18 protein-coding genes are annotated in these 23869 nt (G+C 39.3%); 17 read left to right on the top strand and 1 reads right to left on the bottom strand.

All coding sequences use genetic code 11. The features are described 5' to 3' along the window. Positions 1-172 precede the first annotated feature (172 nt). Together NST46_RS03935 and argS are read left to right on the top strand one after the other, a co-directional pair. On the top strand, positions 173-613 hold the full coding sequence (locus NST46_RS03935; protein ID WP_095307779.1) for a DUF1934 domain-containing protein: 441 nt from the start codon (positions 173-175) through the stop codon (positions 611-613). Next, positions 610-2280, top strand: a complete 1671-nt coding sequence (argS, locus tag NST46_RS03930; RefSeq protein ID WP_095307781.1) for an arginine--tRNA ligase — start codon at positions 610-612, stop codon at positions 2278-2280. The genes NST46_RS03935 and argS overlap by 4 nt, the downstream gene beginning before the upstream one ends. 101 nt (positions 2281-2381) lie before the next feature. On the opposite strand, the gene NST46_RS03925 is transcribed toward argS, so the two are convergent. Then, the gene (locus NST46_RS03925; protein ID WP_340002416.1) at positions 2382-2987 is read right to left on the bottom strand and encodes a TetR/AcrR family transcriptional regulator; all 606 of its coding nucleotides are present in this window, start codon (positions 2985-2987) and stop codon (positions 2382-2384) included. Positions 2988-3274: 287 nt separating this feature from the next. On the opposite strand from NST46_RS03925, the gene NST46_RS03920 reads away from it, so the two are divergent. The 15 genes from NST46_RS03920 (at position 3275) to fsa (ending at position 23709) form a co-directional block, all read left to right on the top strand. After that, positions 3275-4171 (top strand): NAD(P)-dependent oxidoreductase, encoded by an 897-nt coding sequence (locus NST46_RS03920; protein ID WP_303448369.1) that lies wholly within the window; start codon positions 3275-3277, stop codon positions 4169-4171. Between the two features lie 28 nt (positions 4172-4199). Next, a complete protein-coding gene (locus tag NST46_RS03915; protein WP_118888491.1) occupies positions 4200-5708 on the top strand; it encodes a CoA-acylating methylmalonate-semialdehyde dehydrogenase in 1509 nt (502 codons plus the stop codon). A 274-nt stretch (positions 5709-5982) separates the two neighbouring features. After that, the gene (locus tag NST46_RS03910; RefSeq protein WP_118888492.1) at positions 5983-7272 is read left to right on the top strand and encodes a GntP family permease; all 1290 of its coding nucleotides are present in this window, start codon (positions 5983-5985) and stop codon (positions 7270-7272) included. Between the two features lie 324 nt (positions 7273-7596). After that, positions 7597-9699, top strand: a complete 2103-nt coding sequence (locus NST46_RS03905) for a (Fe-S)-binding protein (RefSeq protein ID WP_118888493.1) — start codon at positions 7597-7599, stop codon at positions 9697-9699. Between the two features lie 108 nt (positions 9700-9807). After that, positions 9808-10995, top strand: a complete 1188-nt coding sequence (locus NST46_RS03900) for an acetyl-CoA C-acetyltransferase (RefSeq protein ID WP_095307790.1) — start codon at positions 9808-9810, stop codon at positions 10993-10995. Positions 10996-11016: 21 nt separating this feature from the next. Continuing rightward, complete coding sequence (locus NST46_RS03895) at positions 11017-11868, top strand: 3-hydroxybutyryl-CoA dehydrogenase (RefSeq protein ID WP_095307791.1); 852 nt, start codon at positions 11017-11019, stop codon at positions 11866-11868. A gap of 31 nt (positions 11869-11899) precedes the next feature. Then, the gene (locus NST46_RS03890) at positions 11900-13036 is read left to right on the top strand and encodes an acyl-CoA dehydrogenase (protein WP_095307793.1); all 1137 of its coding nucleotides are present in this window, start codon (positions 11900-11902) and stop codon (positions 13034-13036) included. A gap of 13 nt (positions 13037-13049) precedes the next feature. After that, on the top strand, positions 13050-14189 hold the full coding sequence (locus NST46_RS03885) for an acyl-CoA dehydrogenase (protein ID WP_095307795.1): 1140 nt from the start codon (positions 13050-13052) through the stop codon (positions 14187-14189). Between the two features lie 81 nt (positions 14190-14270). Next, entirely contained in the window at positions 14271-14891 is a 621-nt protein-coding gene (locus NST46_RS03880; protein WP_095307797.1) for a TetR/AcrR family transcriptional regulator, read from the top strand. A gap of 21 nt (positions 14892-14912) precedes the next feature. Further along, positions 14913-18155 carry a fused isobutyryl-CoA mutase/GTPase IcmF gene (icmF, locus tag NST46_RS03875; RefSeq protein WP_341136804.1) on the top strand — a complete coding sequence of 1081 codons (3243 nt, stop codon included), beginning with the start codon at positions 14913-14915 and terminating at the stop codon, positions 18153-18155. A gap of 435 nt (positions 18156-18590) precedes the next feature. Then, a complete protein-coding gene (rpoE, locus tag NST46_RS03870; protein ID WP_251660242.1) occupies positions 18591-19070 on the top strand; it encodes a DNA-directed RNA polymerase subunit delta in 480 nt (159 codons plus the stop codon). Between the two features lie 228 nt (positions 19071-19298). Next, positions 19299-20912: a CTP synthase gene (locus NST46_RS03865; RefSeq protein WP_341136803.1), complete on the top strand. Its 1614-nt coding sequence runs from the start codon at positions 19299-19301 to the stop codon at positions 20910-20912. A 720-nt stretch (positions 20913-21632) separates the two neighbouring features. Then, a complete protein-coding gene (locus tag NST46_RS03860) occupies positions 21633-21992 on the top strand; it encodes a response regulator (protein WP_095307805.1) in 360 nt (119 codons plus the stop codon). 131 nt (positions 21993-22123) lie between these two features. Beyond that, on the top strand, positions 22124-22978 hold the full coding sequence (fba, locus tag NST46_RS03855) for a class II fructose-1,6-bisphosphate aldolase (protein WP_095307807.1): 855 nt from the start codon (positions 22124-22126) through the stop codon (positions 22976-22978). 92 nt (positions 22979-23070) lie between these two features. After that, on the top strand, positions 23071-23709 hold the full coding sequence (fsa, locus tag NST46_RS03850) for a fructose-6-phosphate aldolase (RefSeq protein WP_095307811.1): 639 nt from the start codon (positions 23071-23073) through the stop codon (positions 23707-23709). Positions 23710-23869 lie beyond the last annotated feature (160 nt).

The following is a 23869-nucleotide window of genomic DNA, read 5'->3' as shown; positions in this document are numbered from 1 at the left end:
CCAATGTAAAGTCTTGTTTTTATCATTATGGGAAAAGCGGCATGGAAATAAACTTAAGGCAGCAAAAATCCCGATTTTTGCTAGTAGGCAGAGGGAGAATTGCATCTTTTTATTGCTACTCACCGTGTTTTATCGCTATAATAGGGATATTATAGATTCAAGAGGCGATAGTATGGATGCACCGCAAAAAAAGATAAACATTATACTCAAGACAACTATTGATGATGATGGACAACTGGAGAGCAACGAACAGAGCTACCACGGAGTTCTTTTTCAAAAAAACAATATGGACGTATTGATTTTTGAAGAAACATTAGAAGATGGTTCCACCATTAAAAACTTGCTCACAATCTATCCGCATAAGGTTAGTATTAATCGTTCTGGTGCAGTGAAAATGAATCAAAAGTTTCAAGCTGACCAGATAACGGAGAATATATATCACCATCCCCATGGTAAAATACATATGGAAACATATACAGAGACCATTGAATATAAGAAAGCAAGCAATGGAACAGAGGGCACATTAGCGATTCATTATACGGTGAAGTTAAACGGGCAGGATAAACGAAAACATACATTGAAATTGGCATATCAAGAGGAGGAAACGCAATGAACGTTTTGGAACAAACGGAAAATACATTGAAGCAGGAAATCGCTGTTGCTGTTATCCAAGCAAAGCTAGCGACAGAAGAAGAGCTTCCTGCAATTATATTAGAAAAACCAAAGGATAAGGCACATGGTGACTTTGCCTCAAATATTGCGATGCAATTGGCACGAATCGCTAAAAAGGCACCGCGTCAAATTGCTGAAGCTATTGTAGCAAATTTAGATCAATCAAAGGCGTCGATCGAGAAGGTCGAAATTGCTGGACCTGGATTCATTAATTTCTTTATGAAAAATGATTTTCTTGGAGAAATCATCCCAACTATTTTACAGGCTGGAGAAGATTACGGAAAAACAAATACTGGAAATGGCGAACGTGTACAGGTTGAATTCGTTTCTGTAAATCCAACTGGAGACTTGCATTTGGGACATGCCCGTAATGCCGCTTTTGGAGATGTGCTTTGTAATGTGCTTTCCGCTTCGGGATATAACGTAGAGCGCGAATACTATATTAATGATGCAGGAAATCAAATTGATAACCTCGGTTTATCTGTAGAAGCTCGCTATTTCCAAGAACTCGGTGAAGAATTTGATATGCCAGAGGATGGCTACCATGGACAAGCTATTATTGAGATTGCGAAGAAGCTTGTTGCAGAATACGGCAATGAATTTGCTTCCAAAGATCAAGCAGAGCGACTCGCGTTCTTTAAAGAATATGGATTGAAAGCATCCCTTGAAAATATTGAAAAAGACTTAAAAGCGTTCCGTGTTGAATTTGATAATTGGTTTTCAGAGCGTTCCCTTTATCAGGAAAATAAAATTCCTGTTGCACTAGATAAGCTAGAGGAAGGGAATTACACGTATGAAAAAGATGGCGCGATGTGGTTCCGCACAACTGATTTTGGTGATGATAAAGACCGTGTGCTCATTAAGCAAGACGGAAGTTATACCTATTTAACACCAGACATCGCTTATCATAAGGACAAGCTCGACCGTGGATTTGATTCTATTATTAATGTATGGGGAGCTGACCATCATGGATATATTCCAAGAATGCGCGCAGCAATTCAAGCGCTTGGCTACCCGGTTGAAAGGTTCGATGTGAAAATTATTCAAATGGTAAACCTATTTGAAGGCGGCGAAAAAGTGAAAATGAGTAAGCGAACAGGAAAAGCTGTTTCATTAAGAGAGCTAATGGAAGAGGTCGGCGTTGACGCGGTTCGTTATTATTTCGTTACTCGTTCAAATGATTCACAGCTTGACTTTGATATGGATTTAGCCCGCTCCCAGTCCAATGATAATCCAATTTTCTACGTTCAATATGCGCATGCCCGTATCTGTACAATGCTCGAACAGGCGAAAAGTAAAGGATTTACAGTCGGGGGAGATTTTAATGCTGCATTATTAACTGCAGAAAAGGAAGTAGATCTAATGAAGAAATTAGGTCAGCTTCCACAAGTCGTTGCAGACGCTGCCGAGAAGCATACGCCACATAAAGTAACACAGTATGTTTTTGACTTAGCCTCCGCATTGCATAGCTTTTACAATGCAGAGAAAGTGTTGGATGCAGATCATAAAGAAAGAACACAAGCACGAATTGCTTTAATGAAAGCTGTTCGCATTACACTTGCGAATGCCATGACACTGATTGGCGTATCTGCACCAGAGAAAATGTAATAACTAAATGTGAACCACTGAAATTTTTTCAGTGGTTTTACTATTTTAGAATTAACTTTATGATGTGGTCGCAGGCCGAAGATGTTAACTAACAAATTCCCTTACTTTTTTAACCCATTCAAAATTGTAGATGTGAACTTTGTCATTTCTTGGACAACATCAAATTCTTCTCCAAAGATAATCCAATCGTAGATAGTTCCCCTCATACACCTAGTAATTAATACGGACGCTTCTTCAGTAGTTAATTCCTCCTTAAACTCATTATTCTCAATTCCTTCCTGAACGAAAGAATTAATTACTTTATAAAGATTTCTATCTGGATCGGCTAAATAATGATTTTTGTTAATTGTTAGTGACATAGCATTCATGTATACATTTCTAATTAAGTCCTTCCCTAATTCATCACGTAAATAGATCATTTGAGCTTTGTAAAACATAAGAATCTTCTCGCTTGCACTAATGTTCTTGGGGATACCTTGTTGGAATGTGGAATAAAAATTATCAATATCCTTAAACTTTTCATTGAAAATGTCATATTTGGTATTGAAATGTACATAAAATGCCCCTTTAGATACATTACATTTTTTTGCTATTTCATCCACTGTTACATTATCAAACCCCTTTTTATGAAACAGTTCCAGTCCAGTTTCTAAAAGCATTTTCTTTGTCTCTAAGGCTTTTAATTTTCTTGTTGTCATACGCGGCATAAATAATCCCCCTTTTACTTAAGAATAGCATAATGCTTTGGAAATATAGAATTCAACAGAATAGTCTTGACTATTGTAAATTTTACGTTTATTATTTTAATTAATAATTTAAGTGACCACAGTATTTGACTTTGGTATGTGAAAAAGGTAAAGAAAGGAGACTAATTATTATGAGTAAATTCTAATTGGTAGGCTATATATGTAATTTTTCAAGGAAAAACTTAATTACTAGATTTCAAAAATGATAGCGCTTTCTAAATGCTTATGAATATTTTAGGAGGGTCTGGATGGAAACAAAGAAAGTAGGTTTTCTTGGATTAGGGAATATGGGTTTTCCAATGGCAAGCAATTTAATGAAAGCAGGTTATACCGTATACGGAGTAGATGTAAACAAAGAAAATGAAAAAAGATTTGCTGAAATAGGCGGGATGGTTGGGTTCACTTCAGCAACATTAGCAAGTGAAGTAAATATCATTTTTACTAGTTTACCAACACCAAAGGTCGTAGAGGATGTTTATTTAGGAATCGAGGGTCTTGTGGAAAACGGAAAACCACCCTTAACTTTAATTGACTTAAGCACAATCTCACCAGAACTAAATAAAAAAGTAGCAAAAGCAGCATTGGAAAAGGGGATTCAGTACTTGGGAGCTCCGGTTAGTGGAAGTGTAGCTGGAGCAGAGGCAGCAACGCTGAGTGTGATGGTTGGAGGAGATAAAACAACATATGGCTTCGCATTACCGTACCTTGAAACAATCGGAAAAAATATATTTCATGTTGGAGAAGATCACGGATTAGGAACTATTGTTAAATTAATTAATAATCTAATGGCTGGAATTCATACACAGGCTGTCGCAGAAGCACTATCTATCGCAGATGCAGCAGGTTTGGACCATGAAATTGTTTATAGAATTGTAAATGTCAGTACAGGTCAAAGCGGCATTTTTACTAGAAACTACAAAAATTTTATTGCTCAGGATGAATATTATGAAGGGGCTTTTACTACAGCACTACTATTAAAAGACTTAAAACTTGCGAACCATGTTTCGAATTCATTTGAGGGTAAATTGCCATTGGGTGAAGAACTAGTAAATTACCTTGAATCAAATATTGAGGAGTATGCAGATAAGGACATTTCTTCAGCCTATCTTATGCTAACAGAAGAAAAGGTGAAATTAGGTAAATAGATATATCCAAAATGGGAGGTTTGTTTAGATGACGACATTAAAGTTAGATACAGTAACCCACTATATTAATGGGGAAAAAGTAAAAGGGAATAACGATAAATATGGTTTTGTATACAGCCCATCCACGGGCAAGCGAATAGCTGCTGTTCCTTATGCTTCTGCTGAAGAAGTGGATGAGACCGTACAGTTAGCGAAAAAAGCTGCTGCAAAATGGGCAAAAACCTCTGTGGGAAAAAGAGTTGAAGTTCTTTTTAAATTCCGCCAATTATTAGTAGAGAATACAGATGAATTGGCACAGCTAATTGGGAAGGAAAATGGGAAAACGATCTCTGATGCAAAAGGGGAGATAAGCAGAGGAATAGAATCAGTGGATTTAGCAATAGGGGCACCGCAAATACTCAAAGGAGAACATTCTGTAAATGTTGGTGGGGATATAAACGCTTATTCAATGAAACAGCCGCTTGGCGTTGTAACATGTATATCACCATTTAATTTCCCTGTTATGGTACCGCTTGCAATGAGTGTTATGGCAGTGGCTGTTGGGAATGCAATGATATTGAAACCATCTGAAAAAGTTCCATATTCTGCTCAATTAATCTCAGAACTTTGGGAGAAGGCTGGTTTGCCTGCTGGAGTTTGGAACGTATTGAACGGTGATAAGGATACGGTTAATGCCATCATTACACACAGCGACATACAAGCGGTAAGCTTTGTGGGCTCTACGAAAGTAGCGGAAATTATTTATGAGGTAGGAACGAAGCATCATAAACGAGTAAATGCCTTTGGTGGAGGAAAAAACCACCTGGTTATTATGCCAGATGCGGATATTGATAAAGCAGTTGACTCCTTCTTAGGCTCTGCATATGGTTCAGCATCACAGCGTTGTATGGCTGTTTCCGTAGCAATGCCAGTCGGGCAAAAGACAGCAGATGTATTCACGGCAAAATTAAAAGAAAAGGTTGAAAATCTTAGACCCGGTTCCTATGACGATGAATCAGCTGACTTTGGGGCCGTTATAAGTGCAGAAGCAAAACAAAGCATCTTACATTCGATTGATGAAGCAGTAAGGGATGGAGCTAATGTTGTGGTCGATGGCAGAAACCCTGATGTTGAGTTTAAGGAAGGTTTTTACCTGGGGGCTACGCTATTAGATAATGTTACTCCTGATATGAATGTATACAAAGAAGAAGTGTTTGGTCCAGCACGTACAATCGTTTCAGTAGATTCAATTGATGAAGCAATACAGCTAATCAATAATCATCAATATGGAAATGGGGTTGCTATATTCACCAATAGCGGCCGCGATGCTCGCAAATTCACGCAAGAAATAGAAGTCGGTATGGTTGGAGTAAATGTACCTATTCCAATACCTGTGGGCTATCATAACTTTGGAGGCTGGAAAGGTTCACGATTGGGTGAAGGACAAATGTTCGGACCGGATACCGCTCGTTTCTTTACAAAAACAAAGACGGTCTCGGAAAGGTGGTTTGACCAATCAAGCACAGATGAAATTAACTTTGATTTTCCTAGCAGTTAATGAGGAAGGGGCCATTAGAAGGCCCCCATTTTTTTCTATGTAGTGTGTTCAAAAAAAGGGGATAAAAAGGGCCGAGGTCGGCTAAGAGTCAACGGCCTTTTTGCAGACGCCGATACTAGCACGACCTGAGCGTCGAAGGTCAAATGCTCTCGGTGTGTCATCTTTGCCGGACTTTTTAAACTTTCTCTATCGGTTTGATGATTGGTAGATTTCAAAGACTTCAACCTTATACTGACGATTACATAAGGAATTTATGAGAATATGAGGTGATCAAATGCTAGGGATTGCATTAGGGTTAGTTTTGCTAATCATCTTAGCCTACCGTGGATGGTCAATTATCTGGATTGCACCGATTTGTGCTGGCGTTGTAGCAATATTTGGTGGGCTTGACTTACTTGATGCATATACAAACACTTATATGCAAGGATTTGTCGACTTTACGAAAAGCTGGTTCCCTGTATTTATGTTAGGGGCTATCTTTGGCAAATTAATGGAATACAGCGGAATGGCACAGTCCGTAGCTCAAGGTATAATTAAACTATTTGGTGAAAACCAAGCAATTATTGGTGTTATTATGGCTTCATCTGTTTTAGCATATGGCGGTATTAGTGTGTTCGTTGTTGTATTCGCTGTCTATCCAATCGCGGTAAATATGTTTAGACAAGCGGATATTCCAAGAAAATTGATGCCAGCTACTATTACAGCAGGAATGATGACATTCGCAATGACAGCTCTTCCCGGGACTCCACAGATTCAGAACTTGATTCCTACTGATTATTTTAACACCACAGCGACTGCAGCCCCTATTATGGGACTTGCAGCCTCATTCGTAATGGGTGGGGGGTCTATCCTTTATTTGAAGTGGAGAGAGAAGAAGCTAAAAAAAACCGGACATGGATTTAAAGCGTTGGAAAAAGATCTGGAAGAAAAAGAAAAGATAAAGGGAAAGCTGCCAAATCTATATATATCTATACTGCCTTTAATATCTGTAATTGTTACGCTTAACATTTTTAACTGGAATATTGTCGTTTGTTTATTAATAGCTGTTTTATTGATCATCATATTTTCATTAAACAACATTAAAAGTTTGATACCATCGCTAAATCAAGGAGCTTCCGATTCTGTAATGGCGATGATAAATACTTCTGCAGCGGTTGGATTTGGAACCGTAGTACGCGTTGTTCCGGGATTCCAAAAATTAAGCGATTATATTCTGGGTATCGATGCAAATCCACTTATCTCCATGTCGATTGCTTCAAATGTATTATCCGGAGCAACAGGTTCAGCATCTGGAGGATTAGGCATCACGATGGAAGCTCTAGGTCACAAATATAATGAAATTGCCGCATCAACCGGAATAGCACCCGAAGCATTTCACCGTATCGCATCTATTGCCTCAGGGGGCTTGGACGCACTACCACATAATGGTGCGGTTATAACCATACTGATTGTGACCGGTTTAACACATAAAGAGTCTTACCGAGATATTGCGGTAGTAGCAATAGTCTTTCCGATTTTATCACTGATTCCAGCTATTTTACTTGCGAGTATCGGTGTGTATTAATGTATGTCCGTTAAAAAAGTAAGCAAGATATGGAAACTGTATTGTACATCACAAAATATTTAAAGCCTACCATGACTTGAATATTTTGTGATGTTTGCGTTGCGGTCATTACCAATTTCAAGATTACTATTTCATAAATAATCAAAATGTGACAGGCTATCTTTTTTATTATATAATAAATTATGAATTTAATATCTTTTACCAAAAATCTGTTGACTGAATGCTCATTCACGTATAAAGTATAGATATAGATTTCTGTAAGCGGAATTTTTCAATCAAATGTAATCGCTATCATTTAACTGTAACAAAAAGGAGGAGCCGCCAGTGGATACATTTATGCTAGTTAATTGGATTGCGTTTTTAATCATCACGTTTTATGCATTGTATTTATTCGTCAGGGTCGTCTCAACACGGATTGCTTATATAGGGCTTGGTAAAAAATCCGAGTTTGATGGCGAAATTAAGTTGCGGTTACAAAGGGTGTGGACGATTGTATTTGGCCAATCAAAGTTATTGAAGGATAAGAAATCCGGTATCATTCATGTCATGATGTTTTATGGATTTATTCTCGTTCAATTTGGTGCAATTGACATGTTTGTGAAAGGACTTTCACCAGGTAACCATTTACCATTTGGTGTGCTGTATCCAGGGTTTGTCTTCTTTCAGGAACTCGTAACGTTAATGATTCTTGTGGCGGTTGTATGGGCATTTTATCGTCGCTATATGGAGAAGCTCGTGCGGCTAAAACGTGGCTTTAAAGCTGGTCTTGTTCTTATTTTTATTGGCACATTAATGCTTTCTGTGTTATTTGGAAATGGGATGGCGCTTCTTTGGCATGGCCATGAAGTAACATGGACAGAACCAGTTGCAAGTATGATTGCACTAGTACTGGGATGGATTTCACAAGACGCTGCAACAGTATTGTTCTATATTGCTTGGTGGGTACATACGATTACACTGCTTTCATTCCTTGTTTATGTACCGCAATCCAAGCATGCACATCTGATTGCAGCACCAATTAATGTGTTTTTAAGCAAGCAAGTCCCAGGTAAATTGAAAAAAATAGATTTTGATATCGATGAAGATAGTGAGGAAGAAATCTCATTCGGGGCAGGGAAAGTAGAAGATTTTGAACAGCATCAGATGCTTGATTTCTATGCTTGTGTGGAATGTGGCCGCTGTACAGACGTGTGTCCTGCTGCGGGAACTGGTAAAATGCTGTCGCCGATGGACATTATGATTAAGGTTCGTGACCATTTAACCGAAAAGGGGGCAGCGATAACAGGAAAGTCCGCATGGGTTCCAGCTTACGCATTTAACAATACGGCAGGGAATCAGGCAAGCGCGCAAAAAGAAGCTGCAGCGACTGTTCAAAGCGCAAGTCTAATTGGTGATGTTATTACAGAAGAAGAGCTTTCTGGATGTACCACATGCCGAAATTGTGAGGATGCTTGTCCTGTAAACAATGAGCATGTTGGAACGATTATTGATATGCGCCGCTATCTTGTTATGACAGAAGGAAAGATGGATTCGGATATTCAACGAGCGGTTATGAACATTGAACGCCAAGGAAATCCATGGGGACTTTCAAAAAAAGACCGCATCAAATGGCGTGATGAAGATGAAACTGCATACATCCCTACTGTGAAAGAGCTGAAAAAGGAAGGAAAAGAATTTGAATACCTTTTCTGGGTGAGTTCGATGGGAGCTTTTGATAGCCGCAGCCAAAAAATCGCGATTGCTTTTGCTAAACTAATGAATCAGGCAGGTGTTAGCTTTGCGATTCTAGGAAATACGGAAACGAACTCGGGTGATACAGCACGCAGAATCGGGAATGAGTTTTTATTCCAGGAGATTGCCGAGAAAAACATTAAAACATTTGAGAAAAACGGTGTCACCAAAATCGTTACGATTGACCCGCATGCCTATAATATTTTCAAAAATGAGTACCCAGATTTCGGCTATACAGCAGAAGTGTATCACCATACGCAAATGCTCTATGATTTGGTGAAATCAGGGAAAATAAAGCCAGAACGTCCAATCAATGAAAAGCTAACCTATCATGATTCATGCTACTTAGGGAGATACAATGGTGTGTATGACCCGCCGAGGGAAATTTTAACATCTATCCCAGGACTTGAGCTTGTTGAAATGAATCGTTCACGGGAAAATGGAATGTGCTGTGGTGCAGGTGGTGGCTTAATGTGGACAGAGGAAACGACTGGAAACCGAATTAATGTAGCACGTACAGAACAGGCACTTGCTGTCCAGCCATCTATGATTTCCAGTGCTTGTCCGTATTGCTTAACAATGCTAAGCGATGGGACAAAGGCAAAAGAGGTCGATGAGGACATTAGTACAATGGATGTTGCTGAAATTTTAGCATTATCTATTCACTTTGACGATCAATCAAGAACAGCCTCTTAATTGATGATAGACTGATAGGGGGGAGATTCCCCTTTTCAGTTAAACGAATTAAATGAGTGAGCGTTCAATCAAGATAGTTAGATAAACAAAAAGAAAGGATGGAAATCAATGAGAAAAACAGTAATTGTTTCAGGTGCAAGAACCCCTTTCGGAAAATTTGGTGGAGGCTTGAAGCCTTTTGCAGCATGGCAGCTAGGAGGAAAGGCAATTAAAGAAGCGTTAAATCGAGCTGGAATTGAAGGCTCAGAAATCGATGAAGTAATTATGGGTACCGTCCTGCAAGGTGGCCAAGGTCAGATTCCTTCCCGGCAAGCGGCTCGCGAGGCTGGAATCCCATGGGAAGTAAAATCCGAAACAATTAATAAAGTGTGTGCATCTGGACTGCGTAGTATTACACTTGCTGATCAATTGATTCGTCTTGGGGATGAGAATGTGATTGTTGCAGGTGGAATGGAAAGCATGAGCAATGCACCGTACTTTCTTCCGGAAACGAGATGGGGAAGCCGGATGGGCGATAAAAAAGTAGTTGATATGATGGTACACGATGGACTGACATGTACGTTCACAGGGGTTCATATGGGGAATTATGGGAATTCAACTGCAGAAGAATTCGAATTAACAAGAGAAGCACAGGACGAGTGGTCCTATCGCAGTCACAAACGAGCAATCGAGGCGATTGAAACAGGCAAATTTGCTGAAGAAATCGTTGCAGTGGAAGTGCCGGTACGTAAAGGTGAACCGATTGTCGTAGATACCGATGAAGCACCCCGAAAGGATACAACAGTTGAAAAACTAGCGGGTCTGCGTCCAGCATTTGATAAAAATGGAACAATTACAGCCGGTAATGCTCCTGGTGTCAATGATGGTGCATGTGCTTTTGTTGTGATGGGAGATGACAAGGCAAACGAGCTTGGGAAAAAACCGATGGCAACGATTCTTGGGCACACAGAAGTTGCTGTAGAAGCAAAGAATTTCCCGCAAACACCAGGACTTGTTATTAATAAATTGCTAGAAAAGACAGGATATTCCAAGGAAGACATTGATCTGTTTGAAATAAATGAAGCCTTTGCTGCTGTGTCGCTTGCAAGTGGAAAAATCGCTGACATTGACACTGAAAAGATAAATGTTAATGGTGGTGCTGTTGCATTAGGTCATCCAATTGGAGCAAGTGGCGCCAGAATCATTTTAACCTTAATTCATGAATTAAAGCGCCGCGGTGGCGGGCTTGGCATTGCAGCTATTTGCAGTGGCAGTGGTCAAGGGGATGCAGTACTGATCGAAGTTCCTAAGGGTTAACGCAAAGGAGGAAACAAAAAGATGGCAATAAATAATGTGATGGTCATTGGTGCAGGGCAAATGGGAGCTGGCATTGCTCAGGTCTGTGCGCAATCAGGATTTAACGTACTACTACACGACCGGGATAAGAATGCATTACAAGCAGGAATAAATGGCATCGAAAAATTGCTTGCACGTAACGTGGAAAAGAAGAGATTAACAAAAGAAGAGAAGGCGACAACCCTAGGTCGCCTAACTCCTTCCCATACATTAGAGGATGCAGCAACCTGTGATTTGATTATTGAAGCTGTTGTGGAAAATATGGATGTAAAATCAGCAGTTTTCAAAGAGGTGGATACACACGCACCAAAGCATGCAATCCTTGCCTCGAATACATCCTCCTTACCGATTACCGAAATCGCGGCTGAAACAAAACGACCGGATCAGGTAATTGGCATGCATTTTATGAATCCTGTGCCAGTTATGAAACTTGTTGAAATTATACGCGGATTACAAACAAGTGATGAAACGTATGAAACAATTCAAATGATGACTGTCCAGTTATCAAAAACTCCAGTAGAAGTAAAAGATTTTCCTGGGTTTGTATCCAATCGGATTCTAATGCCAATGATTAATGAAGCGATTTATACGGTTTATGAAGGTGTCGCCACGCCAAAGGATGTTGACCAGGTGATGAAGCTTGGAATGAATCATCCGATGGGACCGCTAACGCTGGCAGATTTTATTGGTCTGGATACATGTTTGTATATTATGGAAGTGCTTCATGAAGGATTTGGGGATAGTAAATATCGTCCATGTCCATTACTGCGTCAATATGTAAAAGCAGGATGGCTTGGAAAGAAATCCGGTAAAGGCTTTTATGAATATAGCTAGTTAAATAACACCCAAGAGAGGTGCAAACGGTATGATGTTAAAGGTTACAGAAGAACAGGAAATGCTTCTTAAGGTAGTTCGAGATTTTGCCAGAAAGGAAGTAGCACCTGTAATAGAGCGAATGGAAAAGGAAGATCGTTTCCCGATTGAAATTGTGAAGAAGATGGGAGAGCTTGGATTAATGGGCATTCCTATTCCGGAAAAATATGGTGGAAGTGGGATGGATTTCACATCCTACATTCAAACGATTCATGAGCTATCAAAAGTAAGTGCGACCGTCGGTGTTATTTTATCCGTACACACATCTGTTGGAACGAATCCAATTTTATACTTTGGAAATGAAGAGCAAAAAAGGCGTTTCTTGCCAAGGCTTGCAAGCGGAGAGTACCTTGGTGCATTCGCACTTACAGAGCCAGGAGCTGGTTCTGATGCTGGTAGTTTAAAAACGACTGCTAAGGAAACAGATGTTTCTTATATTTTAAATGGGTCCAAGGTTTTTATTACAAATGGCGGTGTGGCAGATACGTATATTACATTTGCTCGGACTGGTGACAATTCCAAGGATATTAGCGCATTTATTGTAGAAAAGGATTCTCCTGGATTGATTATCGGTAAGAAAGAAAAAAAGATGGGCCTTCATGGATCAAATACAGTTCAATTAACATTTGATCAATGTGTTATTCCAAAAGGAAATTTGTTAGGTGAAAAAGGAAGCGGTTTCAATATCGCGATGGCTAATTTGAATATTGGAAGGATTGGCATTGCAGCTCAAGGTCTTGGTATAGCGGAAGCGGCTCTTGAATACGCAGTGAACTATGCCAAAGAACGAAAGCAATTTGGGAAATCGATTGCTTCAAATCAAGGGATATCATTCAAACTAGCAGATATGGCAACGGCGACCGAGTCTGCAAAATTATTAACCTATCACGCTGCAACATTGATCGAGCAAGGAGTCCCATGCGCGAAAGAAACGTCAATGGCAAAACTTGCAGCAACCAGAACAGCGATGAACAACGCAATTGAAGCAATCCAAATATTTGGCGGTTACGGCTACACAGAGGAGTATCCTGTCGAGCGCCTATTCCGAGATGCAAAAGTAACGGAAATTTATGAAGGCACAAATGAGATTCAACATATTGTGATTGCCAATCATTTATTGAAAGACTAAGGAGGAGAAGAAGATGGACTTTCAATTAACGGAAGAACAAGAAATGTTGCGTAAAATGGTTCGTGACTTTGCGGAAAGAGATGTAGAACCAACAGCGGCCGAGCGTGATGAAGAGGAGCGCTTTGATCGTGGGATTTTTGACAAAATGGCAGAGCTTGGTTTAACAGGAATCCCATGGCCGGAAAGCTATGGTGGCATTGAAGCTGACTATGTAAGTTATTGTATAGCTGTAGAGGAATTGTCACGTGTTTGTGCTTCCACTGGTGTAACGTTATCTGCTCACCTGTCATTAGCAAGCTGGCCAATTTATAAATTTGGGAATGAAGAGCAGAAGAAAAATTTTCTTACACGCTTGGCGACAGGAGAAGCACTCGGCGCCTATGCGTTATCCGAGCCTGGGGCGGGTAGCGATGTCGTTTCGATGAAAACAACTGCAAAGGAAGATGGAGATCACTACGTATTAAACGGGAGTAAAGTTTGGATTACAAATGGCGGTGTTGCAGATATTTACATTGTTTTTGCAAAAACAGATGCGGATGCTAAACATAAGGGAATTAGTGCATTCATCGTGGAGAAGGGAACAGATGGATTTGCTTTCGGTAAAAAAGAAAAGAAACTCGGCATTCGTTCTTCTCCAACAACGGAGTTAATCTTTGAAAACTGTCGGATTCCAAAAGAAAATTTGCTTGGGGTTGAAGGGGAAGGCTTTACCATTGCGATGACAACACTTGATGGTGGAAGAAATGGAATCGCAGCGCAAGCGCTTGGGATCGCCCAAGGTGCTTTAGATGCAGCAGTAGCCTATGCAAAAGAACGTGAACAATTTGGAAAACCAATCGCAGTGAACCAAGGAATATCATTTAAGCTTGCAGACATGGCAACCGAAATTGAAGCGGCTCGTCTATTAACCTATCAAGCAGCATGGCTGGAATCCAAAGGACTTCCATATGGGAAAGCATCCGCTATGTCCAAATTATTTGCAGGTGATGTGGCGATGCGCACAACAGTGGAAGCTGTCCAAATATTTGGCGGTTATGGATACACAAAAGATTATCCAGTCGAACGCTACATGCGCGATGCAAAAATCACCCAAATCTATGAAGGCACAAACGAAATCCAACGACTTGTTATTGGCAGAATGCTAACAAAATAAATAGAGTGATGACGCATGAAACAGATGATGTCCCGAGTGATTGCACGAACATATCTATGAAACAGATTGGAGGGATTCATGATGAAGGGGGAGAAGATACTTTCTTCTGTAAAAGATCAGCAGCTCATAAAAGTACGGAGAGAACAAATTATTAAGGGTGCGATTAAGCTTTTTAAAGAAAAAGGCTTCCATAAAACAACGACAAGAGAAATCGCAAGTGAATCTGGTTTTAGCATTGGAACATTGTATGAGTATATTCGCACAAAAGAAGATGTTTTATTTCTTGTCTGTGATTCGATCCATGAACAAGTTCGCGAGCGAATTGCTCAGGCGATTGATTTAAAATCACCTTCCATTCCAAGTATGATGCAGGCGTTACGGTCCTTTTTTTACTTAATGGATGAAATGCAAGATGAAATCGTCATTCTTTATCAAGAAGTAAAATCGCTAAACAAGGAATCAAGAAAACATGTTTTAGAAAGAGAACGCGATATGGTAGGAATTATAGAAAATGTTATTAGCACTTGCACAGAAGGAAAGCTATCCACAAAAGAGGTTAGTCTGCTTGGCAATAATATTGTGGTACAGGGACATATGTGGGGATTCAGAAGATGGATTATGCAAAAGCAATTCACACTGGAAGAATACACGAATGCACAATTAAAATTAATCGAACATGCAATTAACAAGCAGATTTCATAAATTATACGAGGGGGGAGCAAGATGGAGCAGGTTGAAGTTTACGAGCCGAAACATCCAATTCGATTCGTAACAGCCTCAAGTTTATTTGATGGACATGATGCATCCATCAATATTATGCGCCGAATTCTTCAGGCAAGCGGGGCCGAGGTAATTCATCTCGGACATAATCGTTCTGTCGAGGAGGTTGTACACGCAGCGATTCAAGAGGATGTGCAAGGAATAGCTTTGTCATCCTATCAAGGTGGGCACGTAGAGTATTTCAAATATATGATTGACCTTTTAAAGGAGCTGGATGCTGTCCATATAAAGGTGTTTGGTGGTGGGGGAGGGACGATTATCCCGCGTGAAATTAAAGAGCTGCATGATTATGGTGTTGCCTGGATCTTCTCACCTGAAGATGGGCGTAAGTATGGTCTGCAAGGAATGATTAATCGGATGCTTAAGCAATGTGATACCTTGCCACCCGTGGATATTCAAGAAGATTTAAAAAAGCTCGCGCAGGGCAACCGAAATGCGATTGGAAAATTTATTACGTATGTGGAAAGCAATGACACGAACCCGGATGAAAAGCAAAAGGTTCTCGAAGAGCTGAAAGAAAAGGGAGACAGCACCATACCTGTACTCGGAATCACTGGAACAGGTGGAGCAGGGAAAAGTTCCTTAACAGATGAATTGATACGCCGTTTTATGAATGAAATTCCAGATAAAAAAATAGCGATTATTTCTATCGATCCAACGAAGAAAAAAACGGGCGGAGCACTACTTGGTGACCGAATCCGCATGAATGCAATTTCTAATGACCGCGTCTATATGCGTTCATTGGCAACGCGTGATTCAAGAACGGAGCTGTCAAAAGCAATTCAGGATGTGATTGATGTCGTACGAAGATCTGGATTTGATTTCATTATTGTAGAAACAAGTGGTATTGGCCAAGGTGATGCAGCAATTACTGATATTACCGACCTGTCGATGTATGTGATGACAGCAGAATTTGGTGCACCAACACAGCTTGAAAAAATAGACATGATTGATTATGCAGATTTCATTGTAATTAATAAATTTGAACAAAAGGGTTCCGAAGACGCACTCAATCAAGTGAGAAAGCAATATGAACGAAGCCGAATGCTCTTCCATCAGGATAAAACAGCATTTCCAGTTTTTGGAACGATTGCAAGTCAGTTTAATGATGCAGGAACAAATGCGTTATTTGCTGCACTAATTGATACACTAAGTGATAAATACCATTGGGATGAAAAAATTGATTTTGACCGAAACGTTATTTCTGAGAAACAAAATCGCATTATTTCCAATGACCGCAGATATTACCTGCTCGAAATTGCAACCTATATACGCAATTACCACCAGCATACAAAAAAACATAGTGACATTGCCAGGAAGCTTTATCAGCTTGAAGGAACGAAGGAAGTTATGGAAGATGCACCTGTTAAGGAAGCCATTGATCAAACGATTGATCAATATAAAGAACAACTCGATCCTCAGCTGAAGAAAATGCTTGAGAGTTGGGAAGCACTAAAGGAAAGCTACCAGGGCGATACAATGACCTTTAAAGTTCGGGATAAAGAAATTAAAATGGACATCACAACCGAATCACTATCCGGTCTTAAAATACCTAAAGTTGCGTTTCCAAAATATGAGGATTGGGGAGAGCGGCTCACCTGGCTGCGAAAGGAAAACGTACCTGGTTCATTCCCGTTTACTGCTGGTGTGTTTCCATTTAAACGAACAGGGGAAGATCCGACTCGTCAATTTGCTGGCGAAGGAACTCCAGAAAGAACGAATCGACGCTTTCATTATTTATCAAAAAATGATGAAGCAAAAAGGCTTTCCACCGCCTTCGACTCGGTCACATTATATGGAGAAGACCCTGCGGAAAGACCAGATATCTATGGGAAGGTCGGAGAAAGCGGTGTTAATATTTGCACGTTAGAAGATATGAAAAAGCTATACGCTGGCTTTGACTTAACAGACCCGCTTACGTCCGTTTCCATGACAATAAATGGCCCGGCTCCAATTATTCTAGCGATGTATTTTAATACAGCGATTGATCAGCAGGTAGAAAAATTTACCGAGAATAATGGACGAAAGCCTACAGAGAAAGAATACAAGAAGCTCAAATCAGATACAATCTCTGTCATTCGCGGAACTGTTCAAGCAGATATTTTAAAAGAAGATCAAGGACAAAACACATGTATATTTTCAACGGAGTTTGCATTACGCATGATGGGAGATATTCAGGAATATTTTATTGAAAACAATGTACGCAATTATTACTCTGTTTCCATTTCCGGCTATCATATTGCAGAGGCTGGTGCCAATCCGATTACACAGCTAGCCTTTACGCTTGCTAATGGGTTTACGTATGTAGAATATTATTTGAGCAGAGGAATGGATGTTAATAAGTTTGCACAAAATCTGTCGTTCTTTTTCTCAAATGGTCTTGATCCAGAATACACGGTAATTGGCCGAGTAGCCCGCCGAATTTGGGCAATTACAATGCGCGACAAATACGGTGCCAATGAACGCAGCCAAAAGCTGAAATACCATGTGCAAACATCTGGACGTTCCCTTCACGCGCAAGAAATTGATTTTAATGATATTCGTACAACATTACAGGCATTACTTGCGATTCAGGATAATACGAATTCACTTCACACGAATGCATACGATGAGGCAATTACGACACCAACAGAGGAATCCGTAAGGCGGGCGATGGCCATTCAAATGATTATCAATAAGGAATTCGGTCTTACAAAAAATGAAAATTCCTTACAAGGTTCGTTTATTGTGGATGAGTTAACGGATCTAGTAGAGGAGGCTGTACTGCAGGAATTTGAAAAAATGAATGATCGCGGTGGGGTGCTTGGTGCAATGGAGCGCCAATATCAGCGTGGTAAGATTCAAGAAGAGTCACTCTATTATGAAGGGAAAAAGCATTCTGGAGAACTGCCGATTATTGGTGTAAACACATATATCAATCCGAACCCACCAACCGATGAACAAATCGATTCCATGGAATTAGCGCGTGCTTCCAAAGAAGAAAAGGAGCATCAAATTACGGAATTAAGGAAATTTCAGGAAGTTCATAAAGCCGAAGTAGAAGAAGCACTAACGAGCTTAAAGCAAGTAGCTGCATCTGGCGGGAATATATTTGCAGAGCTTCTGGAGACAGTAAAAGCAGCAAGCCTCGGACAAATTACCACCGCTCTTTATGAGGTTGGCGGACAATATCGCAGGAACATGTAATAATAAAAACGCTTGAATGATTAGGACATCTAATAAGCATTCTTATACTATTTTCCAGCATAATTGTTATAAGCGATGCTCTAACCATTCCAGGTGATCAGAGTGCCATGACTGCGGAAAGTATCGGCCCGAAGCCTCCCGGACGGCTATTAGTGCACATACTTGTAAAGACAGCCGAGAAGTTAGTTCGCACTCTATATCTATTCTCATATAACACCAAATCCTATAGAAACGGCATGAAAAAACATAAAAAGTTGAGGGAATAATATATTTTCTCAACTTTTTATGCTTTCGTTCTAGCATATTCTATATAAAATTGTTTATAATGTAATGTATGTTTATTGTGAAAGAAAAATGGTATATTAGTACAATAAAATGATGATTATAAATTAGGCTCATAGCCTTCAATATTTTTAGCAAAGGGAGTGCATTGCCGTGAGCTTAGACAAGTATAGCCACGAAGAATTACAAGAAATGTCAATGATTGAATTAGCAAGTAAAATTCTATTTGATGAAAAGAAAGCCCTCAATTTCAGAGATATTTTTGATAAAATTGCTGAAATGAAAGGTTTCTCTGCTAGCGAGAAGGAGAATAATATTGCTCAATTCTATACGGACATGAACGTTGATGGCCGTTTCTTAACACTTGGTTCCAGTATGTGGGGATTAAAAAGATGGTACCCAGTGGAACAGGCGCAAGAAGAGCTAACGGAAGTACCGAAAAAGAAACGTGTGAAGAAGAAGACTGATGAAGAAGTAGAAGAGATTGACGAAGAACTTGATATCACAGATGCAGATATTGAGGAAATAGTTGATGACTTTGAGGACGATGATGACTTTGAAGAAGATTTTGATGAGGAAATTGACGACGAGGAACTTATTGTTGATGAAGACGAATTGGACGAAGAAAAATAGTTAAAAAGGTTCCTTGACTTTTTTTAGGACTATGAGTACAATCTTAATTGGGCTCTTTGAATCTAATAATCAAGGCGTTTCCCTAGATACAATTGGGGAAACGCCTTTCTTATTTTTGCAGATAAGAAATTAAAGGCATTTACTCAGGAAGTTTGTTGAATGCCAAGTTTTTTACATTATTTTTAGGAATACTAATTACAGAACAAGAAAAGGAAAGAAGGATGAATCGTGACTAAATATATTTTTGTAACTGGTGGAGTTGTATCCTCGCTAGGGAAGGGAATTACAGCTGCTTCACTTGGTCGTTTGCTTAAAAATCGTGGATTAAAGGTGACTATCCAAAAGTTTGATCCATATATAAACGTGGACCCAGGTACAATGAGTCCATATCAGCATGGTGAGGTTTTTGTAACGAATGATGGAGCGGAAACAGATCTTGACCTTGGGCACTATGAGCGTTTTACAGACATTAACCTAAATAAATTCAGCAACATTACTACTGGTAAGGTATATTCTAGTGTTATTCGCAAAGAACGTCGCGGTGATTATCTTGGTGGTACGGTTCAAGTTATACCTCACATTACAAACGAAATTAAAGATCAGGTATATCGAGCAGGTGAAGCGACAGAAGCTGATGTTGTTATTACAGAAATTGGCGGAACTGTTGGTGATATCGAGTCACTGCCATTTCTTGAGGCGATTCGCCAAATTAAAAGCGATGTAGGACGAAACAGCGTAATGTATATCCACTGTACCCTTGTGCCATACATTAAAGCTGCTGGAGAAATGAAGACAAAACCTACCCAGCATAGTGTCAAAGAATTACGTTCTTTAGGTATACAGCCAGACGCGATTGTCTTGCGTACAGAATTACCAATCAGCGTTGAAATGAAAAAGAAAATTGCGTTATTCTGTGATATCAACGAAAAAGCTGTAATTGAAATGCGTGATGCAGATACACTTTATCAAGTACCAATTGCACTTCAAGAACAGAATCTGGATCAGTTAACGTGTGATCATTTTGGTCTTGATTGTGGAGTAGCTGACATGAAAGAGTGGAAAAAGTTGGTATCCAAAGTTAGAAACCTTTCGAAAAAAATTGATATTGGACTTGTAGGTAAATATGTAGAACTTCCAGATGCATATATTTCTGTAGTTGAGTCATTGAAACATGCAGGTTATGACTTTGATGCAGATATTAAAGTACATTGGATTAATTCCGAAGAGCTGGATAGAGCTGCGATTCACTCAGAACTTTCCCATGTAGATGGTATTATTGTGCCAGGTGGATTTGGCGATCGTGGTATCGATGGAAAAATTGAAGCAATTCGTTATGCGCGTGAAAATAATATTCCTTTCTTTGGTATTTGTTTAGGAATGCAATTAGCTTCTGTAGAATTCGCTCGAAATGTTGTTGGTCTAGAAGGGGCACACTCAGCAGAAATTGATCCAAATACAGCCTATCCAATCATTGACTTGCTTCCTGAGCAGAAGAACGTTTCTGATTTAGGTGGAACATTACGTCTTGGATCTTACCCTTGTAAGCTTAAAGATGGTACGAAAACAAAAGCAGCGTATGATGGTGCCGATATGATTGAAGAACGTCATCGTCATCGTTATGAGTTTAATAATGATTATCGCGAGCAAATGGAAGAGCATGGCTTTATCTTCTCTGGTACAAGTCCTGATGGAAGATTAGTGGAAACAATTGAGATTGACAATCATCCATGGTTTGTTGCATGCCAATTCCATCCAGAGTTTACTTCTCGTCCAACGAGAGCACAAGGCTTATTTAAAGGCTTTATTGGAGCTTCTGTGGAACAGAGCAATAGAAAAAATTAAACCCCTTTTCAACTTAATGCTGTTTCACCCCAAAAGTTAACTTTTGGGGTTTTTCTTACGTTTAGAAATCTTTGTTAACAGATTTGATTGTTTTTTTCTAAAAAAAGAGGATTTAACCATCTTTTGTTGAATTGAGATTATGAGTACTTTTTATAGAGTAAATTGGAAATGATAAACTATCATTGGATATTTTAACGATAAAAAATATGAAAAACAGCACGGATAAAGTTAACTTGTATGTTTAAACCAGACAACTAAATAGACAATGTGAAGACTGCTATTTTGATAGCGGGGACGTGTCAATATTGCTATCTTCTTATCATTTATAGGAGAGTATCTGAAAAATGCGCATTCATGCGCATTTCCAATTTCGTAACCCATTTTTTGAATTTCCTTATCCTCCACCCCGATTAGCCATACGTGCTGTTTTGATTCATCTTTTGACTAGTCGTAGAAAATTCGGTGATAGCTAAAAATCCAATTGCATTCGTGCTTGTACTTCTATTATTCTTAAACCTCATTTATCACAATAAATAATTCTTGAAATTGTAAATGAAAACAATGTATAGCTAATTTTTTCTTATAGGTAAATTATTAAATATTGCATGTAGTTAATTGTTATAAACAAACTGAATATGTAGAGAGGACAAAAGGGGAAAGAGCGATTGTATAGAATTCATATTATAGTAGAGATATTTGTTATTAGGGGGATTAGAGGAGATGCCAAAGGAGATATTAGTAGTTGATGATCAGCCAGGTATCCGTTTGCTCTTAACTGATATTTTAACGAGTGAAGGTCATCGGGTGACTTTAGCTTCTACAGGGAAAGAAGCATTGGATAAAATCCACCAAGCGTCATTTGATTTAATTATTTTGGATTACAAGTTACCAATCATCGACGGGAGTGAAGTATTGAACCAATTAGAAAATGAAGAAATAAAAACTCCCGTAATTGTTATGAGTGGAATGGCAGAGAGTATTATTGGGGAAATGGAAACAAGGAGAATAGTAAGGTATACGATTGCAAAACCTTTTAATGTAATGGATTTATGTGCCAATGTAAGGGAAATAATTATGTAAGCGGATTAATTAGAGTTATACACTTGCCTACAAGTATTACTTGTTGCGTGAGAAGACGGTAGTTGGTATTCTTATAATGTACGAAAGTAAATAATGTTGTTTAGGTAATATAATTTAAGGAGGATATTTTAATGCCATTAGTATCTATGAAGGAAATGCTTGAAAAGGGTAAAAAAAATGGTTATGCAGTAGGTCAGTTTAATATCAACAACTTGGAGTACATCCAAGCAATCCTACAAGCAGCAGAAGAAGAAAAGTCACCAGTGATACTTGGTGTTTCTGAAGGTGCTGGAAAATATATGGGAGGATTTAATGTTGTTGTTGCAATGGTTAAATCATTAATGGAATCCTATGGTACTACTGTGCCTGTTGCAATCCATTTAGACCATGGTTCAAGCTTCCAAAAATGTGCTGAAGCGATTCATGCTGGATTTACTTCTGTCATGATTGATGCTTCTCATTCACCAATTGAAGAAAATGTTGCCATTACAAAACAAGTTGTAGAGCTTGCTCATATTCACGGTGTATCTGTTGAAGCTGAGGTTGGTACAGTTGGTGGAGAAGAAGATGGTGTTATCGGCGGAATTCAATATGCGGACAAAGATGAGTGTAAACAACTCGTTTCTGAAGCTGGAGTAGATTGCTTAGCACCAGCATTAGGTTCTGTTCATGGTCCATATCAAGGAGAGCCAAATCTTGGCTTTACTGAAATGGAAGAAATCCTAAACCTTGTTCAAGTACCATTGGTATTACATGGTGGAACTGGTATCCCTACAAAAGACATTCAAAAGGCTATCTCACTTGGAACAGCAAAAATTAATGTAAATACAGAGAACCAAATGGCTCAAGCAGAAGCTGTTCGCAATGTGTTAAACGCTAAGCCTGAATTATATGACCCACGTAAATATCTTGGACCAGGTACAGAAGCAATTAAAGAAACGGTTAAAGGTAAAATGCGTGAATTTGGTTCATCACAACAAGCGTAATAAAGCAATCTAAGCTATACATTAAATTGGACAGGCTGTTCCTTCGGGTTCAGCCTACCAGTCTATAGAAGATAATGGGGAGTGTGGAATAGATGAAGTTTTTTATCGATACAGCAAACATTGAAGAAATTCGTAATGCGAATGAACTTGGAATTTTAGCTGGTGTTACAACGAACCCAAGCCTTGTTGCAAAAGAAGGAGTCTCCTTTCATGAACGCTTGCGTGAGATTACAGCTGAGGTGTCGGGATCTGTAAGTGCAGAAGTCATTTCTGAAGATGCTGAAGGTATGATTGAGGAAGGGAAAGAGCTTGCTGCAATTGCACCAAATATAACGGTAAAAGTTCCAATGACTTTAGAGGGGCTGAAAGCGGTTAAAACGTTTAGCGATTTAAACATTAAGACCAATGTTACGTTAATTTTCAATGCAAATCAAGCATTGCTTGCCGCACGTGCTGGTGCAACATACGTTTCCCCATTCCTTGGTCGTTTGGATGACATCGGTCATGATGGAATGACCTTAATTGCAAGCATTGCTGAAATCTTCGAACGCCACAATATCAGTACCGAAATTATCGCTGCATCTATTCGCCATCCATTACATGTAACAGATGCCGCAATACATGGAGCGCATATTGCAACAATTCCCTATAATGTATTGTCTAGTCTTGTAAAGCATCCACTAACAGATCAAGGAATTGAGAAATTCTTAGCTGATTGGAATAAGAACTAAAACAGAAGCATCTTGTTAGCGATGTGCGGACTGCGCCTCTGGGGCGAAGTCTGCGCTACAGCTTTAGCGCTTCGTGGACGCGGCTGTTTCGGCAACTAAGTTATCCACAGTGTTTAAACATTATAATTCCAAAATAAATAAAAATAATTGCATGAAATTG

It is taken from the genome of Oceanobacillus sp. FSL W7-1309 (genome assembly GCF_038002145.1).
GTDB lineage: Bacteria > Bacillota > Bacilli > Bacillales > Amphibacillaceae > Oceanobacillus > Oceanobacillus profundus.
This window is presented reverse-complemented; position numbering and strand designations above follow the sequence as displayed.